Here is a 25,483-nt window from a genome sequence, read left to right as displayed (position 1 = left end):
AGTAAAATGAAAATAATCCTTTCAGATACAAACCATAGTGTAATCAAAGCCTGGCAGCTATATTTCAAAGATTGTCAGGATGTTGAGATTTTTGCCGGTTCTATATTTGAAACGGGATGCAATGCTATTGTAAGCCCTGCCAATTCATTCGGATTTATGGATGGCGGACTGGATTTAGCAATTTCCAACTATTTAGGATGGCATGTACAAGCAATATTGCAGGCTAAAATAAAACAGAAATACCATGGAGAACTATTAGTAGGACAAGCAGAAATTGTAGAAACAGGTCATCCAAAAATTCCTTATCTGATTTCTGCTCCTACCATGCGGGTACCCTTGATACTAAATACTACCGTAAACGTATACTTAGCCATGCGAGCGGTTTTATTACTAATAAAATATTGCAAACTAGACAACGGAACTCCTGTTAAAGAAGTAGTAAGGGCTGTTTCCATTTCAGGTTTAGGTACTGGCGTAGGTAAAGTACCGGCTGACATTTGTGCCAGACAAATGAGAGTAGCCTATGATGAAGTTATTTTAGATAAAGTCAGCTTTCCATCTTCCTGGGTTGATGCCCAGCAAAAGAACCAGTTATTATATACTCAACAAACCAGGGATCTGCAATATTATCAGAACTTAGATTGGGATAAAACAGAATGATACGTAATATATAACAATAGAAAATTTGAAATAGCAGATCATTAAATTATAAACTATATGCCTACAACTATACGCAGTGTCCGGTTTGCAGAGGCCGGAAAACCGGCAGATGTCCTTAGAGTTGAAGAAGTACCTATGCCTGAACCAAAACCCGGAGAAGTCAGGATACGGGTCCATGTTAGTCCCATTAATCCGTCGGATATTTCGTTTATTCAGAATCAATATGGCATCAAACCGCAGTTCCCTTCAGGCGCAGGGTTCGAAGGAATGGGTACGATAGATGCAATAGGTGAAGAAGTAAGCCAAAAAATGGGAACCAGGATGAGCTTTACCACAATCGGTGCCTGGTCGCAGTATGTAACAGTGCCAGCTAAAACTATTATTCCAATTCCGGATGCATTACCGGATGAAACAGCCGCCCAACTGTTTGTAAATCCATTCACCGCTTATGCTATGGTACAGGAATCCGGTGTACAACCTGGCGGATGGCTCCTGCTGACAGCAGCTGGTTCTGCTTTCGGGCAAATGGTGATCCAGTTATGTAAGATGAAAGGAATCCGCACCATTGGCACTGTCCGCAGGAATGACATGATCGCCCGGTTAAAGGAATTAGGCGCGGATGAAATAATTAATACAGAAGAAGAAAAATTACCGAAGCGGGTGATGGAAATTACCAGCAGTAAAGGTGTTCCCTGTGTACTGGATGCCGTAGGTGGCAAAACCGGAGCTTCTGCCTTACAATCGTTAGCATACGGAGGCACTATGCTGGTATATGGATTGCTGAGTCTGGAAAATATTCCGGTCAATAGTGGCCTGATGATTTTCAAAGCCTTGCATATCCGGGGTTTCTGGCTCACCGACTGGATGCGCCACGCAGAGGAAAACAAGCGCACAGAAGTACGGGAAACGGTGATTGAACTGCTTGCCTCAGGTAAAGTGAAACTTCCGGTAGAGAAGGTTTATCCATTAGAACAAATCAAACAGGCGGTTACTCATGCAGATGCTCCCGGCCGGACAGGAAAAATTTTACTTTCTCTATGAATTATCAGGGTAAATTTTACTCTGCACTCAAATTTATGTAAATTATACAACCAAACACTTCCGGCCGGAGTAGTTAGGAAAAATCACATTAGGTTCAACAATTAAGGCTATGAAAACTCATTTTTATATCTATTTATTTACCCTGCTTCATATCTTATTTGTTTATCCATTAACCAAACATCCGGAAAAACTTTCTGCTACAACCAGTATTTCTGCTAAAAAAAAACCTAGTTCGTTACGCCAGGTGTGGGAAACAGATACGTTGCTACGCACTCCGGAGTCTGTTTTATATGAACCCTCAGAAAATGTCCTCTATGTTTCTAATATTAATGGGAATGGTGCGGTTAAAGATGGGAATGGGTTTATTTCCAAACTCACACTGGAAGGGCAAATTACAACTTTGGAATGGGCGACTGGCTTGAATGCACCCAAAGGAATGGGCATTTCCGGCAATAAATTATTTGTAGCAGACATCGACAGATTGGTGATGTTTGACCTGGGTTCGGGCGCAATATTAAAGAGTTATACTATTGCTGAACCTGTATATCTGAATGACATTACCGTGGGAGAAAGCGGGATTGTATATGTATCCGATAACCGGAATGATAAAATCTACTATCTGCGGAACGATTCCCTGCAAATATTTATGGAAGGAGAAAGCCTGCAACGGCCTAATGGGTTATATATAGAAGGTAATAAACTGGCGGTTGGCAGCCAGAAAAATAATGCGCTACAAATCATTGATCTGGATAGTAAAAAAATCACCAAAATTACCGATGGCTTGGGTGCTTCGGATGGTGTAGAACCGGCAGGCAGAGGTGCCTACTTCTTCTCCGACTGGAATGGGCGGGTATTCTGGATTAGCAGCAAAGGCGAAAAAAAATTATTATTAAATACAACTGCTGCCAAAGTCAACTCCGCTGATATTGAATACATATCCAGCAAAAAATTATTATTTGTTCCCACCTTCAACGGCAACACCGTCGTAGCGTATCGGGTGAGATGAAGTATCTAGAATAGTTTATTTTCTGAATCTTGAAACAGCTTAGATCCCCAGCAATCTGGCTACTTTCAAAATGCCGGCTACACTTAGCGCATCTGTAATGCGGTTGTCCATTACCATTTCTACGGCTTCCTTGATATGGATTTTCATAATGGATAGATCCTCCGTCTCTTCAAACTCAGTTTCTCCAGCCGTGAGTTCCTGGGCTAAAAACACATATCCATCTTCATCCGTAACCGAATTGGAAGTATGAATGTGGGCAACAAACGTCCATTGGGCAGCTGTAAAACCGGTTTCTTCTTTCAGTTCCCGTTTGGCAGATTCTAAAGGATCAACATCCATTTGCCCGCCACCCATGGGGGTTTCCCAGGAATATTCGTTGAGGGTATAACGGTATTGGCCTACCAGATACGTAAAGCCTTCTTCATCCAAAGGGACAATGCCAATGGCTTTGTTTTTCATATGAATCACTCCATAAATCCCATTTCCGCCACTTGGATTAATTACTTGGTCTTCACGTACATGAATCCAGGGATTTTCGTAAATGAACTTTGTTGACAGGGTTTTCCAGGGGTTTTCGTGCTGTTCCATGCTGATAAGATCTGCTGTTAATATTCGTATAAAAAGCTGGCGAACCTACTCAAAATACCATTTACAGGCAAATGTATGCCAACCCCTTAAAAAATAATCCGTTGAATAGCAAAAGAACTGACTTATGAACCTCACTCCCACCGGCATATTTGTATTGATTCTGGCTCTGCTATATCTGTTATTGATCGTTGCCGATCTGGCATTCCATTTCCTGGGATTTGAAGGCTACATTGCTGGCGGACAAATTGTATTATGCCTGCTTATTATTGGAGCTGTATTTACGCTTTTTAAACGTCGGCTGAGGTAAAATATCTTGAACCGGGATTTACCGGATTATAGGATTAATAAGATTTATTGCTGAATAGGTATATGTCTATCTAGTTGAAATCAATTTAATAAATCAGCTTCTAAAGAAATGTAATTCGTAATTCGTAATTCGTAATTCGTAATTCGTAATTCGTAATTCGTAATTCGTAATTCGTAATTCGTAATTCGTAATTCGTAATTCGTAATTCGTAATTCTCTAAATCATTCCTCTTGCCTTAAGTTCTAAGTATTTATTGATAGTATTGATCGTGAGATTTTTGGGAGTGGTCAGTACAGCATGAATGCCGTGGCGGGTGAGTTCTTTTACAATCTGTTTCTTCTCGAAGGCAAATTTCTCGGCAATGGTTTTCAAGTAAATTTCTTCTGTATTGGTTGCCGGTTTTTCGAGCAAATCTTTCAATTCTGTATTCTCAAAGAAAATAATAACCAGCACGTGATTATAGGCAATGCGTTGCAGATAAGGCAATTGCCTCTCCAAAGCGGCAAGAGTTTCAAAATTGGTATAGAGCAAAATCAGACTTCTGCCTTTTACATGCCGTTTGATCTGGATGTATAAACTATCGAAGTTGGATTCTTTAAAACCTGTTTTCTGATTATAGAGCGTTTCCAGCACGCTGCGCATATGGGAATGCACTTTGCTGGCTGGCAGAATCGTACCTACTTTATTGCTGAAGGTAATAATACCGGCTTTATCCTCTTTGATGATGGCAATATTGGAAATCACCAGACTGGCATTAATGGCATAATCAAGCAGGCTCATTCCTTCAAAAGGCATTTTCATTACCCTGCCTTTGTCAATTACACTGTATACGGCCTGGGATTTTTCATCCTGGTAGTGATTTACCATCAGGTTATTCCGCCTGGCTGTGGCTTTCCAGTTTACTGTACGGATATCATCGCCGCTTACATATTCTTTTACCTGCTCAAATTCCCGGTTTTGCCCAATCTTCCTGATTTTTTTAATTCCCAATTCGGTTAACCGGTTGGAAATAGCCATCAGTTCAAACTGGCGCATTTGCAGGTAAGATGGATACACTGGCACCATTTTGTCCTGATCGAAACGGTAGCGGCGGCCAGCAAAACCAAAAATTGTGGAAACAAACACATTTAAAGCTCCAAAACTATATTCTCCCCGTTTTACCGGATGCAACTGATAAGTAAGCGTTTTGGCTGTATTACTGGGTAAACTGGTCCGTATATCATGATTGCGGATTTGTAGCTGAACCGGAAGCTCATCTATCACCCGCAAAGCTACAAAAAAAGGATAATGATTTTCCAGGTGAATACTAACTGGGTTTTCATCTCCATTCGATAATTTTTCAGCTGTGTCTCTTCTGCCTAAAATGCCTTTCTTATAGCGATACAACATAAAAATATCTACTGCTACCAGTACCATAAATACCAGCAATGCTACCTGGGCAATGGCAAACCAGATGCTGTACGCAAAACCCAGCATACATAAAAATACAAGTATGCCCACAGCCACAAAAAACCGGTTATTCAGGTAGAGAGAAGACATGAAGTAAATGGATAATTGAAATTGAGTAATGGATAATTACTTGTACAACTTGCAAGACATTTATGAACATTTTTACAAATGACCAGTATAGCTATTTTACCGTGGCACCTCTACACTGTCTACAATCTGTTTAATTACCACATCAATACCAGTACCTTCCATTTCTTTTTCAGGGGTCAGCATCACCCGGTGGCGTAACACAGAAGGTACAATATCCCGGATATCCTCAGGCGTTACAAAATCTCTTCCCCGCATGGCGGCAAAGGCTTTAGCGCCGTTCATAATGGCCAGAGAAGCTCTTGGAGAAGCACCTAAGTACAAAGAATGATGTGATCTGGTATGGCTTACTACCTGGGCAATGTACTTCAGTAAGGAAGGATCAATGTGTAGCTCTTTCACCTTTTGCCGGTATTCTGCAATCTGATCAGCGGTGAGCAAGGCTTCAACTTCTGTCAGGGCAATCTGGTTTTTGCGTTCATGTGCCAGAGTCAGAATCTGGGTTTCCTCTTCGGCAGACGGATAGTTTACTTCAATCTTGAACAAAAAACGGTCTAATTGTGCTTCCGGCAATCGGTAAGTACCTTCCTGGTCAATGGGATTCTGCGTGGCCATTACCATAAAAGGAGCCGCCATGATATGCGTTTTACCATCCATAGTTACCTGTTTTTCCTCCATCACTTCAAACAAAGCCGCCTGGGTTTTGGCTGGCGCCCGGTTGATTTCATCGATCAGAATCAGGTTAGAAAATATGGGGCCTTTTTTAAACTCAAACTCAGCTGATTTCAGGTTGAATACTGAAGTTCCCAGCACATCAGAAGGCATCAGGTCTGGGGTAAACTGGATACGGGAAAAACCAACCGAAACTATTCTGGAAATGAGTTTTGCCGTAAGGGTTTTGGCTACACCAGGTACGCCTTCTATCAGCACATGCCCATCGGCCAGAATAGCAGCCAGCAACAAATCTATCATTCGTTCCTGTCCTACGATTACTTTAGCAACTTCTGCCTTAATCTGTCTAATGGTTTCACTCAGCTGGGTAAGGTCTACCCTGTTTTCAAATTCATTCATGAGATTGGTATATAATATTGCTTCGTTAAAATTCTTTTATAATGTATAGTTAAACACACTCCAATGCTAGTAATTTTACAACTCCCCAACCCTCCTTGTTAGGAGAGATTTCGTATATGAGCAAAAAATCTCCCCTAACAAGGGGAGCCAGAGGGATGCACTATTTACTATTCTGCTCAAAATCTTCAATCCAATATTCAATGGTGCGTAATACGTTCCCTATATGCTTTTTCACTTCAAGATCATCAAAGCGCAAGACTGTTAACCTTAAATCTTCCAATCTTTTCTGCCTATAACTGTCCTCTTCTTGTTTCTGAGCATGACTATCTCCATCAATTTCAATAATCAGTCTCAATTCATAACAGAAAAAATCAACAATATAGTTGTCTATTGGCTTCTGTCTATGAAAATCATAATTTTTCAATTTTCCGTTTTTAACTCGTTCTATAACAACACCTCTGATAGTGTACTATTATTTCGTAAACGCCGGGCTAATTCCTTCAAAACTGGATTATAGTAAATCTTCATAGTGTAATTACACCCCTCTAACTCCCCTTGTTAGGGGAGAATTTTGTCCGTACAACTAAAATTATTCTTATCAATAGCCATTTTGAGTACATACTTATCTGCTCCTCCGCTCAAAATCTTCAATTTTACGATTCAGGGTTAATAATTCATCCTCTGAAATCTGCTTTTTACTCTGAATCTGGCGGATAAATGAAAACAAACTTTCAATTTCTATTTGGGGAATTCCTGTTTTGTCGGCAAGCCGGATATACAAGTTTTCGTCTATTTCAGAGAATTTGATATATAAATGCATGCGGAGATAATCCAGAAAATACGTGATCTTCTTATCGGCTATATTTTTATGATCTTTATACTGGAAATACAAGCGGCCTACGGTTTCGGTAAATTCCAGGGTAGTATTGGAAAGCGGTTGTACAATAGGAATGATGCGTTGTTTCCGCTTGGCTTCAAAAAACATAAACAGCAACAAAGCACCCACTGACAAATACAACGCCCATTTCAAAGCCGGCTGGCTCAAAATATAACGCAGAGGTGACTGAGATTCCCGGCGGAAGGGTTTGTAATATTCATCCCAATAGGTATTATCAACCGGCAAGTAGGAAAGCGACTTTGAAAGATATTCCCGGTTTTCCTGGTACAGCATATTATAATTGGTATAGGCAAGTGGCACCGTATTGAGATAAAACCAGCCTTTTCCAAAAGGAACACGGATGAAGTTGGTGACTTTATTACTACTCACGCCCAACACCTGATATATGGCTTTTTTATCTTTAACCGGCTTAAATCCAAATAGCACATCTATCCGGCGAAACGGATAAAAACCAGTTGCTTTTAACTGCGGCTGGGTAAAGTTTAATCTGATGCTATCCGTAGTGAAGAAGATATTTTCCATTTCAAATTGCAGGGTATCCGCCAGTTCATCCGGAAAGGTATTCGAAGCAATAAAAATGGAATTTCCCTGGTCGGCCAGTGAAAGGAGAATATCTACTTCTTCCTGGCCAATACTAAATTCATTGTGAACAAATACATAATTTCCTGTTTGCAGGGCATCTTCTTCATTCAGTTCATACAAAGTTTTATTGAGGGTGTAGATTTGTTTTCCTGGGAAAATATCTGGTAAAAGCTCATACAAAATAGCACTGCCATACGGGTTATTGTCTTCCCTATCGAACGTAGGTGTCCAGTTGATAGGCTTAGGTGTAAGCCATTCTACTATAATTACCAGCAGCACAGCTGTAACAAGTATCAGTATATATTTGGTATTGCCTTTTAGCATAAAATAGTTGCTGGTTGTTAGTTGCTGGTTATTAGAAATCATGAACAACCAGCAACTAATGACTATCTTTTTAATTGTTCTTCAAAATTCTTAAATGCCGACTGGGCTTGTTCAAAATCTGTCTGAGTAATAGGAAAATCGCCGTAATAAATGTATTCGAATAAAAAAGTCAGGTTGCGGAAAGAAGGAGCCAGGTCTTTGGCGCCTAATTCCCGTACATAATCATAATTGGTTTTGTTAATGCGCCAGTCGATGAGTTTACGGTCGGTGAGTTCCTTGAGTATTTTCAGGTAGAATAAGCGGATGGCCTTTCCATATTGCTGGGCAGCAATGGCTTCGGCAATCAACTTTTCGAAGTTAAGTTCGTGAATATTTTCCTGCGTTTCGCTAAAAGCCATTTTTCCGCTCTGTGCCTGCCCGAAAAACAATCCCCTCACATTGGTTTTTGTCAGCTTCAAAATCACATATAAAATTACCAGTCCACATAAAATATAGATGGCCCACTTCCAGAAATTAAAGGTTTGTTCATTACTCAGCGCCTGCAATATTTTTGTCAGCAGCCAGATTTTAAAGCGTTGCCAGAGATTGGGTGCTTCTGGTTTAAATTCCCGGTCGTATTTAAAATCTTCGTCGTTGAGGTATTTTTGCAGTTTTTCCTTCTGAAAAGTACGGAGTTGTATCTGCTCACTGGCCGGTTCTTGCAGGGAGTGATAGGCAATACCGGAAATACTCAGGCTTAGCAGGCAGGCAAAAATCAAAATAAGCCTTTTGTGTCTGTAAAACAGGCAAAAAAGGAATTTAGGTGTATACACTTGAAACGATTTCAGATTAGAGGATGCCACTTAGTTTTATTCAGGCGCTTTTAAAAGGCTGTTTAATATGGCAATATAGAAATTCGCTACTTACAGCTGAAATGAAGTTTGTATTTTTTCTTACTTAGTGATTGATCCTAGCTGCCAAATTAATTTTGTAAGAAAACAAAGGTTGTACTGTTCTGATGTATGCTAGGAATTTCCGGTAGAAATGAACAGAATTAAATCAAAGAAGAGGTTTTATTCATGTCCTGGTGTCGGCAGGTTGAAATATTCGCTTTGGGTAGTGTCTAATATAGATGACAGTAGTTTAAAATTTTCCAGGGTTGGTTTTAGATTAATGTACTTATCAATAATAATTCTGTGCCGGTACACAACAAAAGTATTTTCAACTTCAGGGTTTATTTTGTTGAGGTTGGCTTCACTTTCCGTATCGCGCATCGAAGGAACAAAAGTTAATGCTATATTTTTCAGGTTGAGTTCATTACCTAGTTTCTCCAGTTCTTTTTGTCTTGCCTGCTTAGTAAAGCCCACCTGATTCCCATACACGAAATATACTTTCAGGTACTTCTCTCTGGCCATACTTTCCTGTTCCAGAAATATCAGCCACTTTTTAATGTCAGCCCAGTTGGGATTGTTGCCTACAAAATAAATTATGCCGTGATAGCGGCCATATTTACAAACAGGACAAGTTCTGGAACCCTTATCTGGCCCAAAAGCATGGTATGGAATAAACGACGGCTGCTCTTCCCCGATCTGAAGCCCTGATTGAATTGTATTATTTTTTGCTTTTGGGTAGTTTGGAATATTGAGGCCTAGTATGATATTGTGTTCGGCAATCTGTAAATTTCCTTGTTGCACTACCCTCAGGATTCCACTGCCACCCCGGTTTACCATTTTTTTTCTTTCTTCAGAAGTTAATAACTCGTCTTCGTCAAAAACGAAATCGTCGATGTAATAGCTATTTTTTAGGTGAGGCTCTTTAATCGTTACATGAATATGAGCAGGTTCGTCCCTGGTTGGATAGGTTCCCGGCTTAACTGTATATATGGAATACCTGCCATTTTTATCACTTTTCACCCATCCCCGGATATACCCATGTGTTTGTCCAAGATTATTGGGGGGCATACTTCGCTTTTCATCAGACTGGTGTAAATATCTTCCCTCTGTATTGGTATGATAATAATACAGGAGAACGTTTGAAGCAGGCTGCTTTCCATCAGAGGTATAAATTATCCCGGTAATCAATAGTTTTTGCCCATTTTGCGCCCATCCTGTACTGGTATCAACTGCATCAATAACTTCAGGCATCCCAATATCCATAAATTCAGCATTTTCAAATGCGCCGCCTATTTCTTTGCTTTCATCTTTCGCCGGTTTATCTGAAGCAGACAAATTGTTTGTCTGGCCATTACAATTCAGGAAAGAAAATGGCAGGAGAATGAGAAAAATGAGAAGGTTAACTATGGTATGCATACAGGTGGCTTTTGGGCGAACTTATCCGGTATGCTGCTAATAGTCAAATGGAATATGGCAAGCTGAGGTTATTTTGCTGTAAGCTGATGACTTTTCTGAAATTTTTGTTTGAAACTGGCAGCAAAGTTCCTGCTTACCCGGAGTGTATCTCCATTTTTCATGGTCAGGTCGTAATCTCCATTCAACCTTGAGGTATAGGAAGCAACTAATTTAATATTTACGATGGTAGATTTATGTATGCGTATAAATTGTCCGGAGTTTAATTGAGTGGCGATAGACTTTAATGTTTCATTTTGCAGATACTTTTTTTCCTGAAGATGAATGTTTATATAGGGCGGATTTGCAGAGAAATACAATATATCTGCGACAGCGATGCAGCACTTTTTACTTCCTTCCGAAACTAGTATGGTTTCAATAAACGAATTTGCAGCATTTGTTGGTTCTGATAGTGGGATTTTGTCTGCCGGCTGCACTGTCTTGCTCAGAAAGAGACACATCCATACAGGAATCGAGTAGAAAAACACCAATAGGTAGCTATGTTCAGAAAGAGTATAGGTTAGGGTTTGTTGTATAGCAAAGGTATGGTAATAAAATATACTGGAAAGAACCCAGACTAGTAAGGGGAATGCAAAAATATGAGTAATCAAGGGCAAAACAATAACTACTATCAGAAGGACTGATGGTTTTGCATGTGTATATTTAACTGCATAATACTGGGCTATCAATAATGGAACAAAAATCCACCAGAAAGAGCTGAACATAAAGGACTCTGAGAAATAATAGCCTGTATGATAAAGGTTAGCCCGTAAGAAGTCTTGAGTCAAAGTCAGCACTACAAAAGCCAGAACACATAATGTTAAGCTAATTACTACTTTTCTCTGAGTGAGATTAAGGTTTGTTATCAAAGTTTTGCTCATCATTAACAGGTATGCCTGTTAAGATAGCAAATAAGGTTTAATTTGATTCACTGTCTTCCTCTGAATCTTCATATAAATCCCTAGCCGGAGAGGCAGGAGAACCCATATCCTGAATGCGTTTCAATAACCCGGTTGCCTCTTTTTGTTCAACCAGGCTGAAATACTGAAAACCAGATACGATGAGTGTCAGGCAGAAGGAAAGTGTAACAGAAAGTATAAAGACAATACCAGCCAGGGCTACTACAATCAGGCTGCTGGTAAAAGAATTAGCAGAAGGCGAAAACAGGTCTTCGCTGGCTCCCAGGAAGGAAAAAGGCAAAAATACTACTGTCACCATTGCTCCCTGTACTACGCCACAAATAAATAACAGAGCAAAAGTTAGCCACCAGCTGCCTTGCATCAGAGTAAAACACCGGATTATGGCCTTGAAAAAGTGCACTCTTTCAGATAAACTGACAATCAGCAGGATGGAGAAAACCACAGTCAGGTATGTGCCACCAGAGATTAGCAGAAAAAATGCGAGGACGCCATTCATCACATTAAAGGCTACAACGCCTGCCAGAAAAAATCCTCCTCCTAATAACACTACCATTCCAATGATAGTAATTAATATCCTGAAAAAGCTTTTCCGCACTGCCTTCCAGACTTCCCCGGTTTTTAATGGGGCACCATCATTTTTCTCATACAAGAGCATATATTCATAAACCACACCTACGGCCATTACCGAACCTACTACGAAAGAAAGTACATTTACAATAACCTGCGTAAAATCTACCTGCGAAAGTCCGCCTTCTTCCGTGCCGAATGAGGGCGAAAATAACAGTCCTGGCAACACGCTTCCCACGAGTATAAAAGGACCAGCGATAAAAAGTAGACTTTTAAATATGGGCTGGTAATTTTGCCGGATAAAAGTGAAGCTCACATTTAATATTTCTCCAAAATCCCGCTTTCTTCTGAATTCAATTTTGTTTAACAATTGCAGCATGTTTATTTAACCGGATGGGATAAATGATAAAATAATATACAATAAAGCTAGCCGATACTAAAATAATTGCCAGCTTTACTACCGACGGCCATTCGGTATGCCTGGTTACAAAACCTTCCAGAAAACCTGCCACAATAAATATAGGAACTAGTCCTACACAGATTTTCAGTCCTTTTTTGGCTCCCATTTTTAACGATTCTATTCTGGAATAAGTGCCCGGGAATAACAGGCTATTTCCCATCACCATTCCGGCACAACCAGCGATCACAATGGCCGAAATTTCAAGCGTTCCATGTATCCAGATGGTAAGCACAGATGTCAACAATAATCCTTTCTGGTAGAAAAAGTACTGGAACGAACCCAGCATGACTCCGTTAGAAAATAAAGAAAATACTGTTCCTACAGATATAAATAATCCATAAGCGAAGGTTTTAAAGGAGACAAAAATGTTATTGAGGGTAATTTGAAAAAACATATCTCCCTGATCCATACTTTTATATACTGCCATCGGATCACCTTTTTTTATATTTTCCAGCGTCATATTTACATATGCGTCACCATTCGGAATAGCTAACCTTACATAATTCATATCATTAGCGGTTGATACTGCTCCAATCAGCACAGAAGCCGCAAAAATCAGGAAGGAATACAATAATTGTTTGTGGGCACTATAGAACAATTGAGGTAATTCATATTTCCAGAATCGTACAAATCTGCCTTTTTCTTCTTTTTTATTGCGGTATATAGACTGATGGACTTTAGCCGTGAGGTTATTAAGGTAAACTGTTGTCTGGCTTTCGGGATAATTGGTACGGGCAAATGAAAGGTCGTCTGTAAGTTGTATGAATAAATCGGCCAGTAGGTCGGGGTTATTTGCGTTTTTCTGGGATAAGAGGGATTCAAACCGCTGCCATCTGGGTGTATTGTTTTTGATAAATAGAGCTTCCCGCATTTGTTTTTTTTCCTAAATTTAAAACTTATTTATAACACTATAAAACAGGTTTGGAGCAATACATTACCTGAATTATTCTCACAATAAACATTCAGAAACTTAGTTTTTTGATTTTTCAACTCTTATGCAAACAATACGCATACAAACGGCGCAAAATGTATTTATTGAATACCTGCCTGCCAGCGTAGGTGACCGTATCCTGGCAACCCTTATTGATGGTGTCGTTATATGGAGTTATCTTATTATTGTAGTAGGTATCCTGGCAACCATGCAAATAGATGGAGCTTGGCTATATATAATCCTATTGGGTATTCCTTATCTTTTCTATGACCTGGTTTCGGAAATTGTAATGGATGGGCAAACCATAGGCAAAAAAGCCATGAACATTAAAGTAGTAAAACTGGATGGTACCCAGCCTTCAATTGCCAGTTATCTGCTGCGCTGGCTTATCCGCTGGGTAGATATGCTGTTTTCAGGAGCGGTTGCTATCCTGGCCATTTCTGTGAATGGAAAAGGGCAACGATTAGGTGATATGGCAGCCGGGACTTCTGTCATCAGCCTGAAACGAAGAGTAGGGCTTAATGAAACCATTTTACCCAATATTCAGGAAAATTACCAGCCAGTCTATCCACAGGTTACTTCTCTCTCTGACCGGGATGTAGCTATTATTAAAGAGGCTTTATATGTACATAACCAGAGCGAACAACCTGACCCCAGGTTAATAGAAACACTGGCTACTAAAGTAAAAAATGTATTACAGGTAGAATCATCTATGCCTCCGATGGCTTTCCTTCACACCATTCTCCGGGATCATGCCTACCTGACCAGTCAGTAAAAGGTGAATGAGCGAATGTGTGATTGAGTAGAGAATTAATTACAGATTAGTAAGTTCTGATTTACTTGAATACATAAATAATCCCTTACTCTGCATAATTTAGTTTCCAGACAAAATTCACTCCACCTACAATACATGAAAGAATACACCAGGGCACAACTGGCACTGCGAAATGGCTCGGACCGGGAAGAAATCTGGTGTGCGTATCAGGGAAATATTTACGACCTGCGCAAATCCAGGCTCTGGCGGAATGGCAAACATTATGAACACTGGGCCGGACAAGATTTAACCAATGAACTAAAAGATGCACCCCATAATGCAAATGTGTTCGATAAATTTGAAATTGTCGGAAAATTAAAAGATAATTGAACAAGCTAAGAATACATAGTCAGGTTCAATACTCCATATTTTGTACTTTATACAACCAATTCTATGGTCCTCATTGCAGATAGTGGTTCTACTAAAACAGACTGGCGTTTGATAAGTTCGGATGGTTCGGTCTCACAAGCCAAAACAGCTGGATTTAATCCCTATTTTCAGGATACTGAAACGATATATACTGAACTCAAACAACATCTGGTTCCGGAAATTACAACTAATGCTGTGCGGGAAGTATATTATTATGGGGCAGGCTGTTCTACTGAAACCAATCAGACTATTGTACAAAATGCCATTAATCAAGCTTTTCCAAGAACTTATATAGAAGTAACTCATGATATGCTGGCAGCGGCCAGGGCTTTATGCGGACATGAACCTGGAATTGCCTGCATTCTGGGGACGGGTGTGAATTCCTGTTTATATGATGGAAAACAAATTGTAGCTGGCAGGCCTTCTCTGGGCTTCTGGCTTGGTGATGAAGGAAGTGGCGGCTATATGGGTAAAACACTGGTTCAGCATTATTTTCATGAAGACATGCCTGCTGATCTGAGGCAAAAGTTTGAAAAGCGTTATACTCCGGTTTTGGGAACTATTCTGGAAAATGCCTACAAAAAACCTTTTCCCAATGCGTATTTCGCTTCTTTTTCCAAATTTTTATTCGATAATCTGAACCACCCGTATTGCTATCAACTGGCATACGATGGATTTGTAGCTTTCTTTAACCGGTATGTGTGTAAATATGAGAATTATAAGGCGTATAAAGTACACTTTGTTGGGTCTGTGGCCTTCTATTACAGCAATGTATTACGGCAGGTAGCCAACGATAAAGGAATTACCCTGCAATACATTCTCGAAAGCCCTATCTCTGGCCTGACTTTGTATCACCAGCAGAAGCTTAAGGAAACTAGCCATAAACTATAAAGGCTTGTTGAATATTATGTAATTTCAATTTCTCCAATTTTTAATATTTGTTAAAAATGCTCACTACAGAATCAGCTTCCCAATTCGATAACCTGGAAAAAATGTCAGTGCATGAATTGCTGACCAATATAAACAATGAAGATAAAACAGTGCCCTATGCGGTTGAAAAAGTAATTCCGCAGATCGAAGCCCTTATCGAGCAGATTGTAAAGCGGATGCAGCAGGGAGGCCGGCTATTTTATATTGGTGCTGGCACTAGTGGCAGGCTTGGGGTAGTAGATGCCTCTGAATGTCCGCCAACCTACGGCGTATCGCCAGATGTAGTGATCGGCATTATTGCCGGCGGCGACAAAGCCATCCGTAAATCGGTGGAAAATGCCGAAGATGACGAAAATCAGGCCTGGATAGATTTGCAGGCGTACAAAATTAATAGTTTGGATAGTCTGATTGGCATTGCTGCTTCCGGACGTACACCTTACGTGATTGGAGGAGTAAAAACCTGCCGGGAAAAAGGAATACTCACTGGTTGTATTACCTGTAATAAAGGTAGTAAACTAGCCGCAGCCGCAGAATATCCGGTGGAAGTAGTGGTAGGGCCGGAATTTGTAACCGGCAGTACCCGCATGAAATCAGGAACTGCCCAGAAATTAGTGCTGAATATGATTTCTACCTCAGTAATGATCCGCCTGGGAAAGGTAAGAGGGAACAAAATGGTAGATATGCAACTGAGCAATGAAAAATTAGTACACCGGGGCGTGCGGATGGTGATGGATGAACTTCAGATAGATGAAAAACAAGCAGAAGCCCTGTTACAACAACATGGCAGTGTCCGTAAAGCAGTAGACAGCCAGAAACAATAAAAGTTTTATAATCGATACATCATAAACAACCCCTCTCTCCTTCTACATGAATATTCTGATTGCAGATGAAATGCATCCTTCCCTCCTGCCTATGCTGGATAAAAAAGGGTATCAATATGAGTATTTACCTAGTATTCAACGGGCAGAAATCCTGCAAAAAATTCCGGCTTACGATGGACTTATTATCCGAAGTAAAACAACGTTAAATGAAGATTTTTTTACCCATGCTACCCGTTTAAAATTTATCGGAAGGGCTGGTGCCGGCATGGATCAGATAGATGTAGAGGCAGCAGAAAAAAGAAATATTACCTTATTTAATGCGCCCGAAGGCAATAGAGATGCAGTAGCTGAACATGCCATGTCGATGCTGCTTTGCCTGTTTAACAAAATAAATACAGCTGACCAGGAAGTGCGTGATAAAGTATGGAAAAGAGAAGCCAACCGTGGTGTAGAACTCGGAGGAAAAACTATAGGACTTATAGGATATGGCAATACTGGAAAAGCTTTTGCCCGTAGATTAACTGGTTTTAATTGCCAGGTACTTGCCTATGATAAATACTTAAGCAACTATTCCAATGAGCATGGTAAAGAAGCCAGTATGCAGGAAATTTTTGAGCAGGCTGATGTACTCAGCTTACATATTCCACTTACCCCTGAAACACATGCTTTGGTGAATGCTGATTTCCTCAATAAGTTTAAAAAGGATATTTACCTGATTAATACAGCCCGTGGTGAAATCATACCTTTCCGTTCAGTAGCAGAGGAATTAAAATCGGGTAAGATCAAGGGAGCCTGCCTGGATGTGTTGGAAAACGAAAAATTACAAACGCTTACCCCAATACAGGCTGAAAGTTTTGAATACCTGCGTCAGTCCAATCAAGTGATTTTTTCACCTCATGTGGCCGGCTGGACACATGAATCCTATGTGCGTATCAATGAGGTGTTAGTTGCTAAAATCTCTACATGGGAAAAGTAAAACAAAACAGCCCGGCAGTATTGCCGGGCTGTTTTGTTAAAACTGGTATTCAGGCTGATTAAATCTGCTCCGTAGTAACCAGATTCAGGTCTACTGTAAAATTGTCATAGATCATTTTGTCGCCCAGGTTTTCGAAGAAGCTGCCTGAACGGAATTTAATATCATATTTAGTCCGGTCCACATCAAATTTAGCTTTAGCACTAGCTTTATTGCCATCGATAGTTACTACAGCAGGGAAAGTGATGCTTTGGGTGATTCCTTTAATAAGCAGATCGCCAGTAATGGTATAATTGTTTTCTCCGGCTTTCGCATTGGCAATAGAAGTAACTTTTGTAATCTTAAAGCTGGCTTTTGGATGTTTTTCTACCATAAAGAAATCTTCAGACTTTAAATGACCTACTAATTTCGCATTAAACTCTGCATTTGTCAGGTCTTCACAGAGAATGCTGTTCATATCTACATCAAAGCTTCCACCGGTAAGTTTGCCCTTATCTACTTCCAGCGTTCCGTTGGTTAACTTTACCGTACCAAAATGCTCACCAGTTACTTTTTTTGCCTGCCACTTAACCGTGCTTTTTTGAATATCTGCTTTAAGAACAGCTGCTTTTTTACCTGGTTTACCACCATTGCCTGCTACAGAGATCTGGAAAGATAACAGACTGATGAACAGGAGAAATAATATTGATTTACTGATTTTCATACGATAAGGGTTGAAAGATTGTAAATAGGTTAATACTTAAGAATACACAAATATATGTATTTACAATAGATGTACCTACAAATATTATATATATTTAAATGTAATGTTTAAGTCAAAGTCCTTTAATCGTATCGTCCAGTTTTTTATCCCAAAAATTCAATATTTATAGTTGTTCCTGAAAATGAATGATTTAGTGCTGTTAAAAGTTGAAATAACTGAAAACAAACGTTTGCAAAGATCTTTCATTAATAGGGCTTAGAGTGAATTCTGGGATTATTACAAAAAAGGACAAATCTGTAAGAAGTAATATTATTAATAAAAAAATTACACAAACCTTATTACTGCATCTTAACTTGAACCCTTATCAACTACAGATGAACTAATAGCTAATTGCACCATGAAACAAATTGACTCCAAGTGTTTACAAGCCCTCGTTGAAGCCAGTAATTTAATTAATTTAGGCAAAAACCTAGAAGCCAACGGGCTCTTAGATGCACTTACCCCGGATGATGACATTACCAGGTTATGTGTACAATCTTTGCGGGAGCGGAATTCTTTAGCTACTCCCTTATACTTGAGAGATCAGGGTAAAGACGATAAGCAAATCAATGTATTTGATCTTGTATTAAAAGCAGTTCCACCAGTTCAGGCACTGAGTCAGACGGCTCTGGACATCATGAAAAATTTATATGATACCGGCGTACCTTCTTTTACGCACTTAAATGTAGGAATTGGCAAAGGGCATCTGGAAGTAAAAATGTTGCAGCAGTTAGCTTCCAGTTATAATAGAAAGCCAGATCTTATAAAAATTATAGGTATCGACATCGACCAGGAATCACTGGAAGAGGCTGGCCGGAACATTAGAAAAACGGTGTATAATCTGTTCCCGAATACCACAAAAATTGAATATATCCCTATATGTGCCTTTGCCGAACAAATTGAGCAAAGTGTATGGGATACTATCAAAAATCATCAGACGGAATTATTAGGAGCTGTATCTGCTTTCACCTTGCATCACCTGCCTACCGTAGAAAACCGCAACCATGTATTGCAATGCATTGCCTCCTGCGAACCATATTTATTCCTACTTATTGAGCCGGATGTAAATCACTTTACAGCTAATCTTACAGAACGCCTGGTAAACTGCTACAATCTGTTCGGTACAATATTTAAATTAGTAGATAAACAAGGATTGAATGAACAGGAATCAATAGCAATTAAATACAAGTTTTTTGGAAGAGAAATAAATGATATTCTGGGGAATGATGAGACTCAGCGCACAGAAAAACACGAAAAAGCTGACATATGGGCGAAGCGACTGATAGATGCCGGGTTTAGTTTACATAAATTCGCCAGAAAACTGGATCATCCTTCACTTAAACTTAAATATGAGAAAGATTATAAATTTGTTACCACAGAATTTGAAGGTACACCTATGGTAGCTATTATGATGGCCAGTTGCCAGGTATAAATATATAGAATAGTACAAAAAGAAGCGGAACTCTTGTAAAAGGAGTTCCGCTTTGTATTTTAATAGCTGGATAATTAAATAAAATCTACAGCTTTAACGTATCATTTATCTGAAATAATTATTACAAACTGGACAGCCAGTGAATAGCCTTGCTGTAATCGTCAAAATATTGAATCTGAAGAATATCGTCGGCCTTGCTTTTAAAATTATTCACCGAAACCTGGGTAAATACATTGGTAGGAAGGATAAAGGCCATATACTTTAAGCCATTCTTTACCATAATAGGCGTTGCATGACTGGCTACCCAATCGGTATCATCTTTCTTTACCACTGCAAAATCCTTGGTGTCGCTGATGAGTTTATTAATTTTTTTCTCTTCAAAATATAACACTGATTGCTTGATGCCTTCTCTGAACTGGTCGGAAGTAGCAAATCCTTTCCACCGCTGAATCAGACATGATAAACTTTCATCATGTTCAATTGTTAGATAGGGCTTTTGATATAAGATCATATTTAATGAATAGCTTAAAATTTTTTTAACGTTAGATTTAAGGTTTACAGCCTGAAAGCATTTAAGTGCTAATATATATATTTATCTCAAAAGCTTATGATATTGATAATAAAGATAAAATAAATTGTTTACCTGCACTGCGTAAGAAAGGAATGAAATAAATATTGTATTATTTGATGGGGCAACATCTCTGTTCCATAATTTTTATACCATAATTATTTTGTAAATCAGCCGATATAGTGCTGAAAGTATAAAAATTTACAGTTAATATCGTCAAATTAATTGTTTTGTTGTCTCTTACAAGAAATTTAGTTTACACATAATCTTTTACCTGTTCTGGCTAATGCTCATAGAATATGTGCAAAATGAATGTAATAAGTATCAAATTTTAGTAATAAACATTTCGTAATTTATTTTGCAATAGGGTATAAATCAGGAGTTCTACATCCACAAAGTTGATCCAATTATTTATTTCCTATCCGCATAGATGGCCAATCATTTTCAAAGCTAATAAGCAGTATTATAATAAGTTATCTTTTCTACTTTTCATTATCTGAAACAAAGAACGTAAAGCTTTTTACGATGAAGTATTTTTGGGCAAACCGGCTTGCTTATAAAATATAAATTATCACTATTACTCATTCAGTTCAAAAACCAATAATAAAGTAATAAGAGCCAGTAAAGAGTTTTCCAAAAGACAAAATCAGGCGGAAACTCAGATTCTTTCAAATAGAAATTACTATTTTTGAAGGTGCCGCCCCTGAATTGGGTGACAAATTTAATTGGATGACCCATGAATAAAAAATTGCATTACCTGCTTATATTGAGTTGTGTGCTACTACTGGCTGCTTGCGGCAATTCTGCCAACGACCGCCTGGAAAAAGCCTATCAGAAAACCCTCAAAAAAAATACCTCTGAACCGAGTACTGTAAAAGATAAAAGCGAACCCCTGCTGGAAAATCCTGTCACTGAGAAAAATGCAAGGGAAGTATTAACTGCCTATGGCAAAGCTAATCCCGAAAACCAGGTGATTATTCATACCAGGTTAGGAGATATTAAAATACGTCTGTTTGAAGAAACTCCATTACACCGGGCAAATTTTATCCGTCTGGCAAAAAACAAATTTTACGACCAGGGAGAATTTAACCGGGTAATTAAAGATTTTATGATTCAAGGCGGCGACTCCGACGACCGTAAAATGGGTATTAATAGGTATACAGTTCCAATAGAACCGAATGCTAAATTTTTTCATAAAAGAGGAGCTGTTGCTATGGCTAAATTCGATAGCCTTGCCGGGTCTTCTTCGCATTATTTTTTTATTGTACAAGGCACCAAACTTAAGGATTCCCAACTAGATGCCATCAGCAAAGAATTCAAACTTAACCTGACTCCGGAACAACGGCAAGCCTATAAAACTATTGGTGGGGTACCTCAGCTGGATGGACGTTATACTATTTTCGGGGAAGTAACTGAAGGGCTGGATGTGGTGGATAAAATCGCTTCGCTTAAAACGGATAAACGGGAATGGCCCCTGGAAGAAGTAAATATAAAAATGGAAGTACTACCCAGATAATTGCTATCTCAATTAAATTTTAAATGCGAAATGAAAGAAATATGATGGCATGAAGATTCTAACTATTCTCGTTTTCTTGTTCTTGCTGGCAGATGCAAGTGTTTTGTCAGCTCAGGATTACACAACTTATCACCAGCAAGTAATAAAAGCAGAAAATCTGATAGCTGATAAAAAACATACAGATGCCCTGCTTATGTATGAAAATATCTTCAGCAGTTATGACTTTGTATTTGTAAAAGATTACCAGGTAGCAACCCAGCTTGCCTTACTGGTGAATGATGTGCAAAAAGCTACACATTATCTCAAGAAGGGAATGGCGGCAGGTTGGAGTATAAAATCAATCAAACAGAATAAGTTTTTAGCAAAACTACGCAAGGAACCAGTATGGAAATCGATTAGAAAAGAATATCCATCCCTTCGCAAACAGTATGAAAATGGATTTGACCAGCAAGTTCGCAAGCAAGTAAAAAAGATGTTTGCCAGAGACCAATGGAAAGCTTTGGGAGCTTTATTCACCTTTACTCCAAAAAAACAAGATAGGTATGCAGAAAGAAGATTTGCTCCTCACAGTGAAAGGCAGATGGCAGAGTTTACACGGATTTTGCAGAAAAAAGGCTACCCCGGTGAAAAATTCATAGGTAATAATTATTGGATGGCCACTATTATGAGTCATCACAATTCTATTTCAACAGCATATGTTCAAAAAGATACACTGTACCAGTTTCTCAAACCGGCATTACTTATAGCTATCAGCGAAGGAAAAATGTCGCCCTGGGAATTTGCCATGATCGATGACTGGTATCTAGCAGTAAAATCTAACCGCACAGAAACAGGATATGGCTACATGAATTCTCCTGCCAGAGCAGAATTGAGCCAGGTAAATGAACTAAGAAATAAAATCGGACTTAATTCTGTAGAAACCAGAAACAGCCTGATTGATATCGAAAATTAGACAGGAATGAATCTGTATTTACCTGGAAAGCCCTGGCTAACCGGAAAAATACGCATTGAAGATTAATAGCTTATTCCTCAGATTAGCCTTAACTTATTATTATCTGAATGATTCGGCTATTTGAGAGAAGTGTAAATAAAAAGCCTTACAACAATGCTGTAAGGCTTTTTAATGCATTTTTGTAATCTTAATTATCATTTTTAGGTTTTTGCTTTGTTACATTTTCAGGCATACTGCCGTTAGCTGTTCCGTCATTGCCATCATTATCAGAATTCACATCATTGTTAGAAAGAGAATCGGCCCTGCTGGCTTCCTCAAACCGTTCTGTAGGAGCGGCATCCTTATTTTTCTGACGTTTCTTTTCTGTACTATCGCAAGCGCCAAACATCACCGACAGGCTTAGTAAACCTATCAGGGTATTTATTCTCATTTTTCTTCCAAAATATTCCATAGCTGTCAGGATTGATCGAAAATTAATTACCGGCTCAATGCGGCATTTGTATCATTCTACGTAAATAATCATTTGCTGTTACAAAATTATATTATTTAATGATGCCCGTCTGGGACATCCTATGAAAAGATAAAATGGCAAGTCCTTTTACCTGTTTTATGTAAAATAACTAAATGGCCAGGAAAGTAATTTTTACGGCTGAATTATCTGAATACTAAATTAACTCTGCACTTCTTTCCGTGATGTTAGCTGGCAGCAAAACAGGAGTGCAAGATATACCTACACAGGCTGTTCTGAATTTAGTTACATTTATATAGAAGACTTCTGATTGAAAGACCCGGAAAACAGGTTCAAGGAATAAACTCTTGTTCTGAATAAGTTTCAAACACATACGACCAAAAAAATCAGCTGTAAGCTTATAATCCATGTTGCAGAGGCGAACGATTGAGAATTCGAAGTCACATATTCAATACGTTATTAAAACTTTGGAATAAGATTTTGAACTCGATCTAATGCCATTGAAACGCAGCCAGAATGGAGGGGTATATACGCAGGATAAAAGCAGCATTTTCCAACGTGTGTAATGTAATACCAGAAAATGCAATATATCACTATAAAAATCTATACCTGCCAGGTATAAAAATCAGAATGATACATTAGTTGCCTTTTATACATACATGATACAAATTTTACAAAGGAACAGAACCATTTCAGAAACACCAGTTACCCCGGCAAACGAGGTACTAAATTCGCTCCCTTTTGCTTGTTACGCTGCTGATATTCATACAAATACTATACTGTATAGCAATTATCTTTTCTGTAAATTATGGCAATTAGAAAATCTGGAAAATGCTCTTCAAAAAGGAAAAGTCACGCATAGTGAATTGATTACACACCTCTCAAAGCAATTAATCCCTCAGCAAACCTTTACGCTTACGAATCAACTTGTGTTTGAAAATGGCCGATTGAGTGCTGAAGATGAACTTTTACTCAGTAATGACCGGGTTATCCGCAGAATTACAAGCCGGCTGGCATCAGGCAATCCCCATCAGTTTCTGTACACGTTTGAAGACATTACGGACAGGAAAATACAAGAGCAAGCCTTAATTAAAGGCAAACAGGATGCAGAAGAATCTGGGCTTGCCAAACAGCAATTTCTATCCGCCATGAGCCATGAAATCCGTACGCCTATGAATGCGGTAATAGGCATGACTCATTTATTAATGCAGGAAAATCCAAGGCCTGATCAGCTTGATAATCTGAAAACGCTTAAATTTTCTTCTGAGAACCTGCTGGTCCTTATCAACGACATTCTGGATCTGAGCAAGATTGAAGCTGGTAAAATGATATTTGAAGAGACAGCCTTTGATCTGAAAGAGCTCGTTTATAATATTAAAAACTCTCTTAACTATAAAGCTGACGAAAAAGGTATCCGGTTACATATCCGCCTCGATCCCACTTTGCCTAAATTGATGGTAGGCGATCCGGTACGTTTATCACAGGTACTCAATAACCTGATCAGCAATGCCATTAAATTTACAGAAAAAGGGGGCGTGACTATCGATATTATGCTGGAAAGCGAAGATATAGAAACCCTCAAGCTTAATTTTGCCATCATCGATACCGGCATTGGAATTTCGAAAGACAAGCTCGATTATATTTTTGAAAGCTTTACCCAGGAAAACACAGATATCACCCGCAGATTTGGAGGTACGGGTTTGGGGCTTGCCATTACAAAGCGCTTGCTACAACTACAAAACAGCCAGATTTATGTTGAAAGCAGTGTTGGAAAAGGGTCAGTATTCTACTTTACACTTGGGTTCAAAAGAAGCTTAAAAGAAGAAATTGAAACTGTGCATGAAGCCGTTGATTATGCCGGAACTGACCTGGGACATGTAAAACTGTTGCTGGTGGAAGATAATGAGATTAACCAGATTGTAGCCACCAAATTCCTTAAACAACTCAACATAAAACCTGATTATGCCAGCAATGGAAAGCTTGCTATTGATAAAGCTTCTATAAAAGCCTATGATATTATACTGATGGATTTACAAATGCCTGAAATGGGCGGTTATGAAGCAACCAGGGCTATTCGCAACTTAGGTGACAAAAATGCCCATATTCCCATTATTGCCGTAACAGCAGGTGTAATTTTGGATACACATAACCGGGCAATGGCGGCCGGCATTACAGATTTTACAGCCAAACCTATTAACCCCAACGAATTGTATCAGAAAATACTCAAATATATCCGTTTGAACGGCATAGAAGTTAAATCTACTGCACAAAAACAATTGCCAATGCCAGAAAAACATCCTGTAGCTACTTTACAACTGAATTATGAAGGCTTGCTGGAAGTATGCGCCGGTGATCAGGAAGCACAGTACCAGATGCTGAATTTATCTATCCATTCTTTCAGGCAATTTAAAACCAATTACCAGAATGCGCTTTCGACAAAAAATGAGGCCCAGCTTGAGTCTGCGGCTCATTATATGAAAACGTTGTTTCATATGCTGAATGCCAAAGCCTTAATTGATGAGATTGAACATGCCCGCAAGCTACTGGCAAATCCTTCTTCACTGCCGCAACTATTTGAGGAATCTGTTCTACAGATGAGTGGTTTTTGCAATACTATTGTAGCCGACCTGGAAATTATGTTACACAAAAGAATAAGCGCTTAGTTTCAGGCATACTACCTAT

At 39.0% G+C, this 25,483-nt stretch carries 26 protein-coding genes; 13 read left to right on the top strand and 13 right to left on the bottom strand.

The features are described from left to right. Positions 1-6 precede the first annotated feature (6 nt). From GXP67_RS26235 to GXP67_RS26225, 3 genes are all read left to right on the top strand, one after another. On the top strand, positions 7-660 hold the full coding sequence (locus GXP67_RS26235; RefSeq protein WP_162445868.1) for a macro domain-containing protein: 654 nt from the start codon (positions 7-9) through the stop codon (positions 658-660). 57 nt (positions 661-717) lie between these two features. After that, on the top strand, positions 718-1,701 hold the full coding sequence (locus tag GXP67_RS26230; RefSeq protein WP_317170073.1) for a zinc-dependent alcohol dehydrogenase family protein: 984 nt from the start codon (positions 718-720) through the stop codon (positions 1,699-1,701). A 109-nt stretch (positions 1,702-1,810) separates the two neighbouring features. Then, positions 1,811-2,707: an NHL repeat-containing protein gene (locus GXP67_RS26225; RefSeq protein WP_232064605.1), complete on the top strand. Its 897-nt coding sequence runs from the start codon at positions 1,811-1,813 to the stop codon at positions 2,705-2,707. Between the two features lie 39 nt (positions 2,708-2,746). On the opposite strand, the gene GXP67_RS26220 is transcribed toward GXP67_RS26225, so the two are convergent. Beyond that, complete coding sequence (locus tag GXP67_RS26220; RefSeq protein WP_162445867.1) at positions 2,747-3,295, bottom strand: NUDIX domain-containing protein; 549 nt, start codon at positions 3,293-3,295, stop codon at positions 2,747-2,749. A gap of 124 nt (positions 3,296-3,419) precedes the next feature. On the opposite strand from GXP67_RS26220, the gene GXP67_RS26215 reads away from it, so the two are divergent. After that, positions 3,420-3,602 (top strand): hypothetical protein, encoded by a 183-nt coding sequence (locus GXP67_RS26215; RefSeq protein WP_162445866.1) that lies wholly within the window; start codon positions 3,420-3,422, stop codon positions 3,600-3,602. Positions 3,603-3,818: 216 nt separating this feature from the next. Here GXP67_RS26215 and GXP67_RS26210 read toward each other — a convergent pair whose 3' ends face one another. From GXP67_RS26210 to GXP67_RS26170, 9 genes are all read right to left on the bottom strand, one after another. Beyond that, the gene (locus tag GXP67_RS26210; RefSeq protein WP_317170072.1) at positions 3,819-5,141 is read right to left on the bottom strand and encodes a DUF58 domain-containing protein; all 1,323 of its coding nucleotides are present in this window, start codon (positions 5,139-5,141) and stop codon (positions 3,819-3,821) included. A 96-nt stretch (positions 5,142-5,237) separates the two neighbouring features. Beyond that, positions 5,238-6,209: an AAA family ATPase gene (locus GXP67_RS26205; protein WP_162445865.1), complete on the bottom strand. Its 972-nt coding sequence runs from the start codon at positions 6,207-6,209 to the stop codon at positions 5,238-5,240. Positions 6,210-6,369: 160 nt separating this feature from the next. Next, on the bottom strand, positions 6,370-6,633 hold the full coding sequence (locus GXP67_RS26200) for an endonuclease domain-containing protein (protein ID WP_232064603.1): 264 nt from the start codon (positions 6,631-6,633) through the stop codon (positions 6,370-6,372). Positions 6,634-6,831: 198 nt separating this feature from the next. Further along, positions 6,832-8,055, bottom strand: a complete 1,224-nt coding sequence (locus GXP67_RS26195) for a DUF4350 domain-containing protein (RefSeq protein WP_162445864.1) — start codon at positions 8,053-8,055, stop codon at positions 6,832-6,834. A 20-nt stretch (positions 8,056-8,075) separates the two neighbouring features. Beyond that, positions 8,076-8,771 carry a DUF4129 domain-containing protein gene (locus GXP67_RS26190; protein WP_162445863.1) on the bottom strand — a complete coding sequence of 232 codons (696 nt, stop codon included), beginning with the start codon at positions 8,769-8,771 and terminating at the stop codon, positions 8,076-8,078. Between the two features lie 294 nt (positions 8,772-9,065). Next, positions 9,066-10,301 (bottom strand): dioxygenase family protein, encoded by a 1,236-nt coding sequence (locus GXP67_RS26185; protein WP_162445862.1) that lies wholly within the window; start codon positions 10,299-10,301, stop codon positions 9,066-9,068. A 68-nt stretch (positions 10,302-10,369) separates the two neighbouring features. Further along, positions 10,370-11,125, bottom strand: a complete 756-nt coding sequence (locus GXP67_RS26180; protein WP_162445861.1) for a LytR/AlgR family response regulator transcription factor — start codon at positions 11,123-11,125, stop codon at positions 10,370-10,372. A 130-nt stretch (positions 11,126-11,255) separates the two neighbouring features. Continuing rightward, entirely contained in the window at positions 11,256-12,194 is a 939-nt protein-coding gene (locus GXP67_RS26175; protein ID WP_162445860.1) for a hypothetical protein, read from the bottom strand. Continuing rightward, on the bottom strand, positions 12,178-13,155 hold the full coding sequence (locus GXP67_RS26170) for a stage II sporulation protein M (RefSeq protein WP_162445859.1): 978 nt from the start codon (positions 13,153-13,155) through the stop codon (positions 12,178-12,180). The genes GXP67_RS26175 and GXP67_RS26170 overlap by 17 nt, the downstream gene beginning before the upstream one ends. A gap of 124 nt (positions 13,156-13,279) precedes the next feature. On the opposite strand from GXP67_RS26170, the gene GXP67_RS26165 reads away from it, so the two are divergent. From GXP67_RS26165 to GXP67_RS26145, 5 genes are all read left to right on the top strand, one after another. Continuing rightward, a complete protein-coding gene (locus GXP67_RS26165; RefSeq protein ID WP_162445858.1) occupies positions 13,280-13,990 on the top strand; it encodes an RDD family protein in 711 nt (236 codons plus the stop codon). A 135-nt stretch (positions 13,991-14,125) separates the two neighbouring features. Beyond that, complete coding sequence (locus GXP67_RS26160; protein ID WP_162445857.1) at positions 14,126-14,359, top strand: cytochrome b5 domain-containing protein; 234 nt, start codon at positions 14,126-14,128, stop codon at positions 14,357-14,359. 63 nt (positions 14,360-14,422) lie between these two features. Next, on the top strand, positions 14,423-15,289 hold the full coding sequence (locus tag GXP67_RS26155) for an N-acetylglucosamine kinase (RefSeq protein ID WP_162445856.1): 867 nt from the start codon (positions 14,423-14,425) through the stop codon (positions 15,287-15,289). A 56-nt stretch (positions 15,290-15,345) separates the two neighbouring features. Continuing rightward, complete coding sequence (murQ, locus tag GXP67_RS26150) at positions 15,346-16,149, top strand: N-acetylmuramic acid 6-phosphate etherase (RefSeq protein WP_162445855.1); 804 nt, start codon at positions 15,346-15,348, stop codon at positions 16,147-16,149. 46 nt (positions 16,150-16,195) lie between these two features. Continuing rightward, positions 16,196-17,125 carry a 2-hydroxyacid dehydrogenase gene (locus GXP67_RS26145; RefSeq protein ID WP_162445854.1) on the top strand — a complete coding sequence of 310 codons (930 nt, stop codon included), beginning with the start codon at positions 16,196-16,198 and terminating at the stop codon, positions 17,123-17,125. A gap of 58 nt (positions 17,126-17,183) precedes the next feature. Here GXP67_RS26145 and GXP67_RS26140 read toward each other — a convergent pair whose 3' ends face one another. Next, positions 17,184-17,825 (bottom strand): YceI family protein, encoded by a 642-nt coding sequence (locus tag GXP67_RS26140; protein ID WP_162445853.1) that lies wholly within the window; start codon positions 17,823-17,825, stop codon positions 17,184-17,186. A 397-nt stretch (positions 17,826-18,222) separates the two neighbouring features. Here GXP67_RS26140 and GXP67_RS26135 point away from each other — a divergent pair, with 397 nt between their 5' ends. After that, positions 18,223-19,296: a GRAS family protein gene (locus GXP67_RS26135; RefSeq protein WP_162445852.1), complete on the top strand. Its 1,074-nt coding sequence runs from the start codon at positions 18,223-18,225 to the stop codon at positions 19,294-19,296. 121 nt (positions 19,297-19,417) lie between these two features. Here the strand turns inward: GXP67_RS26135 and GXP67_RS26130 are convergent, their stop codons facing one another. Then, positions 19,418-19,807: a hypothetical protein gene (locus GXP67_RS26130; protein WP_162445851.1), complete on the bottom strand. Its 390-nt coding sequence runs from the start codon at positions 19,805-19,807 to the stop codon at positions 19,418-19,420. 793 nt (positions 19,808-20,600) lie between these two features. On the opposite strand from GXP67_RS26130, the gene GXP67_RS26125 reads away from it, so the two are divergent. Both GXP67_RS26125 and GXP67_RS26120 read left to right on the top strand, forming a co-directional pair. Beyond that, positions 20,601-21,380, top strand: a complete 780-nt coding sequence (locus GXP67_RS26125; protein WP_162445850.1) for a peptidylprolyl isomerase — start codon at positions 20,601-20,603, stop codon at positions 21,378-21,380. Positions 21,381-21,429: 49 nt separating this feature from the next. Further along, on the top strand, positions 21,430-22,332 hold the full coding sequence (locus GXP67_RS26120) for a hypothetical protein (protein ID WP_162445849.1): 903 nt from the start codon (positions 21,430-21,432) through the stop codon (positions 22,330-22,332). 187 nt (positions 22,333-22,519) lie between these two features. On the opposite strand, the gene GXP67_RS26115 is transcribed toward GXP67_RS26120, so the two are convergent. Then, positions 22,520-22,783 carry a hypothetical protein gene (locus tag GXP67_RS26115; RefSeq protein ID WP_162445848.1) on the bottom strand — a complete coding sequence of 88 codons (264 nt, stop codon included), beginning with the start codon at positions 22,781-22,783 and terminating at the stop codon, positions 22,520-22,522. 677 nt (positions 22,784-23,460) lie between these two features. Between GXP67_RS26115 and GXP67_RS26110 the strand changes: the two genes are divergently transcribed. Continuing rightward, positions 23,461-25,464, top strand: a complete 2,004-nt coding sequence (locus GXP67_RS26110) for an ATP-binding protein (RefSeq protein WP_162445847.1) — start codon at positions 23,461-23,463, stop codon at positions 25,462-25,464. The last annotated feature ends 19 nt before the right edge of the window (positions 25,465-25,483 follow it).

Origin of the sequence: Rhodocytophaga rosea (assembly GCF_010119975.1) — a bacterium.
GTDB classification, from domain to species: domain Bacteria; phylum Bacteroidota; class Bacteroidia; order Cytophagales; family 172606-1; genus Rhodocytophaga; species Rhodocytophaga rosea.
This window is presented reverse-complemented; position numbering and strand designations above follow the sequence as displayed.

Excerpts from the sequence above, each read along its gene's own strand:
- GXP67_RS26145 (WP_162445854.1), top strand. The coding sequence starts at position 16,196 with ATGAATATTCTGATTGCAGATGAAATGCATCCTTCCCTCCTGCCTATG.
- GXP67_RS26210 (WP_317170072.1), bottom strand. The coding sequence starts at position 5,141 with ATGTCTTCTCTCTACCTGAATAACCGGTTTTTTGTGGCTGTGGGCATA.
- GXP67_RS26185 (WP_162445862.1), bottom strand. The coding sequence starts at position 10,301 with ATGCATACCATAGTTAACCTTCTCATTTTTCTCATTCTCCTGCCATTT.
- GXP67_RS26195 (WP_162445864.1), bottom strand. The coding sequence starts at position 8,055 with ATGATTTCTAATAACCAGCAACTAACAACCAGCAACTATTTTATGCTA.
- GXP67_RS26170 (WP_162445859.1), bottom strand. The coding sequence starts at position 13,155 with ATGCGGGAAGCTCTATTTATCAAAAACAATACACCCAGATGGCAGCGG.
- GXP67_RS26205 (WP_162445865.1), bottom strand. The coding sequence starts at position 6,209 with ATGAATGAATTTGAAAACAGGGTAGACCTTACCCAGCTGAGTGAAACC.
- GXP67_RS26110 (WP_162445847.1), top strand. The coding sequence starts at position 23,461 with ATGATACAAATTTTACAAAGGAACAGAACCATTTCAGAAACACCAGTT.
- GXP67_RS26225 (WP_232064605.1), top strand. The coding sequence starts at position 1,811 with ATGAAAACTCATTTTTATATCTATTTATTTACCCTGCTTCATATCTTA.
- GXP67_RS26230 (WP_317170073.1), top strand. The coding sequence starts at position 718 with ATGCCTACAACTATACGCAGTGTCCGGTTTGCAGAGGCCGGAAAACCG.
- GXP67_RS26220 (WP_162445867.1), bottom strand. The coding sequence starts at position 3,295 with ATGGAACAGCACGAAAACCCCTGGAAAACCCTGTCAACAAAGTTCATT.
- GXP67_RS26120 (WP_162445849.1), top strand. The coding sequence starts at position 21,430 with ATGAAGATTCTAACTATTCTCGTTTTCTTGTTCTTGCTGGCAGATGCA.
- GXP67_RS26160 (WP_162445857.1), top strand. The coding sequence starts at position 14,126 with ATGAAAGAATACACCAGGGCACAACTGGCACTGCGAAATGGCTCGGAC.
- GXP67_RS26235 (WP_162445868.1), top strand. The coding sequence starts at position 7 with ATGAAAATAATCCTTTCAGATACAAACCATAGTGTAATCAAAGCCTGG.
- GXP67_RS26115 (WP_162445848.1), bottom strand. The coding sequence starts at position 22,783 with ATGGAATATTTTGGAAGAAAAATGAGAATAAATACCCTGATAGGTTTA.
- GXP67_RS26165 (WP_162445858.1), top strand. The coding sequence starts at position 13,280 with ATGCAAACAATACGCATACAAACGGCGCAAAATGTATTTATTGAATAC.
- GXP67_RS26215 (WP_162445866.1), top strand. The coding sequence starts at position 3,420 with ATGAACCTCACTCCCACCGGCATATTTGTATTGATTCTGGCTCTGCTA.
- GXP67_RS26130 (WP_162445851.1), bottom strand. The coding sequence starts at position 19,807 with ATGATCTTATATCAAAAGCCCTATCTAACAATTGAACATGATGAAAGT.
- GXP67_RS26135 (WP_162445852.1), top strand. The coding sequence starts at position 18,223 with ATGAAACAAATTGACTCCAAGTGTTTACAAGCCCTCGTTGAAGCCAGT.
- GXP67_RS26125 (WP_162445850.1), top strand. The coding sequence starts at position 20,601 with ATGAATAAAAAATTGCATTACCTGCTTATATTGAGTTGTGTGCTACTA.
- murQ (WP_162445855.1), top strand. The coding sequence starts at position 15,346 with ATGCTCACTACAGAATCAGCTTCCCAATTCGATAACCTGGAAAAAATG.
- GXP67_RS26140 (WP_162445853.1), bottom strand. The coding sequence starts at position 17,825 with ATGAAAATCAGTAAATCAATATTATTTCTCCTGTTCATCAGTCTGTTA.
- GXP67_RS26155 (WP_162445856.1), top strand. The coding sequence starts at position 14,423 with ATGGTCCTCATTGCAGATAGTGGTTCTACTAAAACAGACTGGCGTTTG.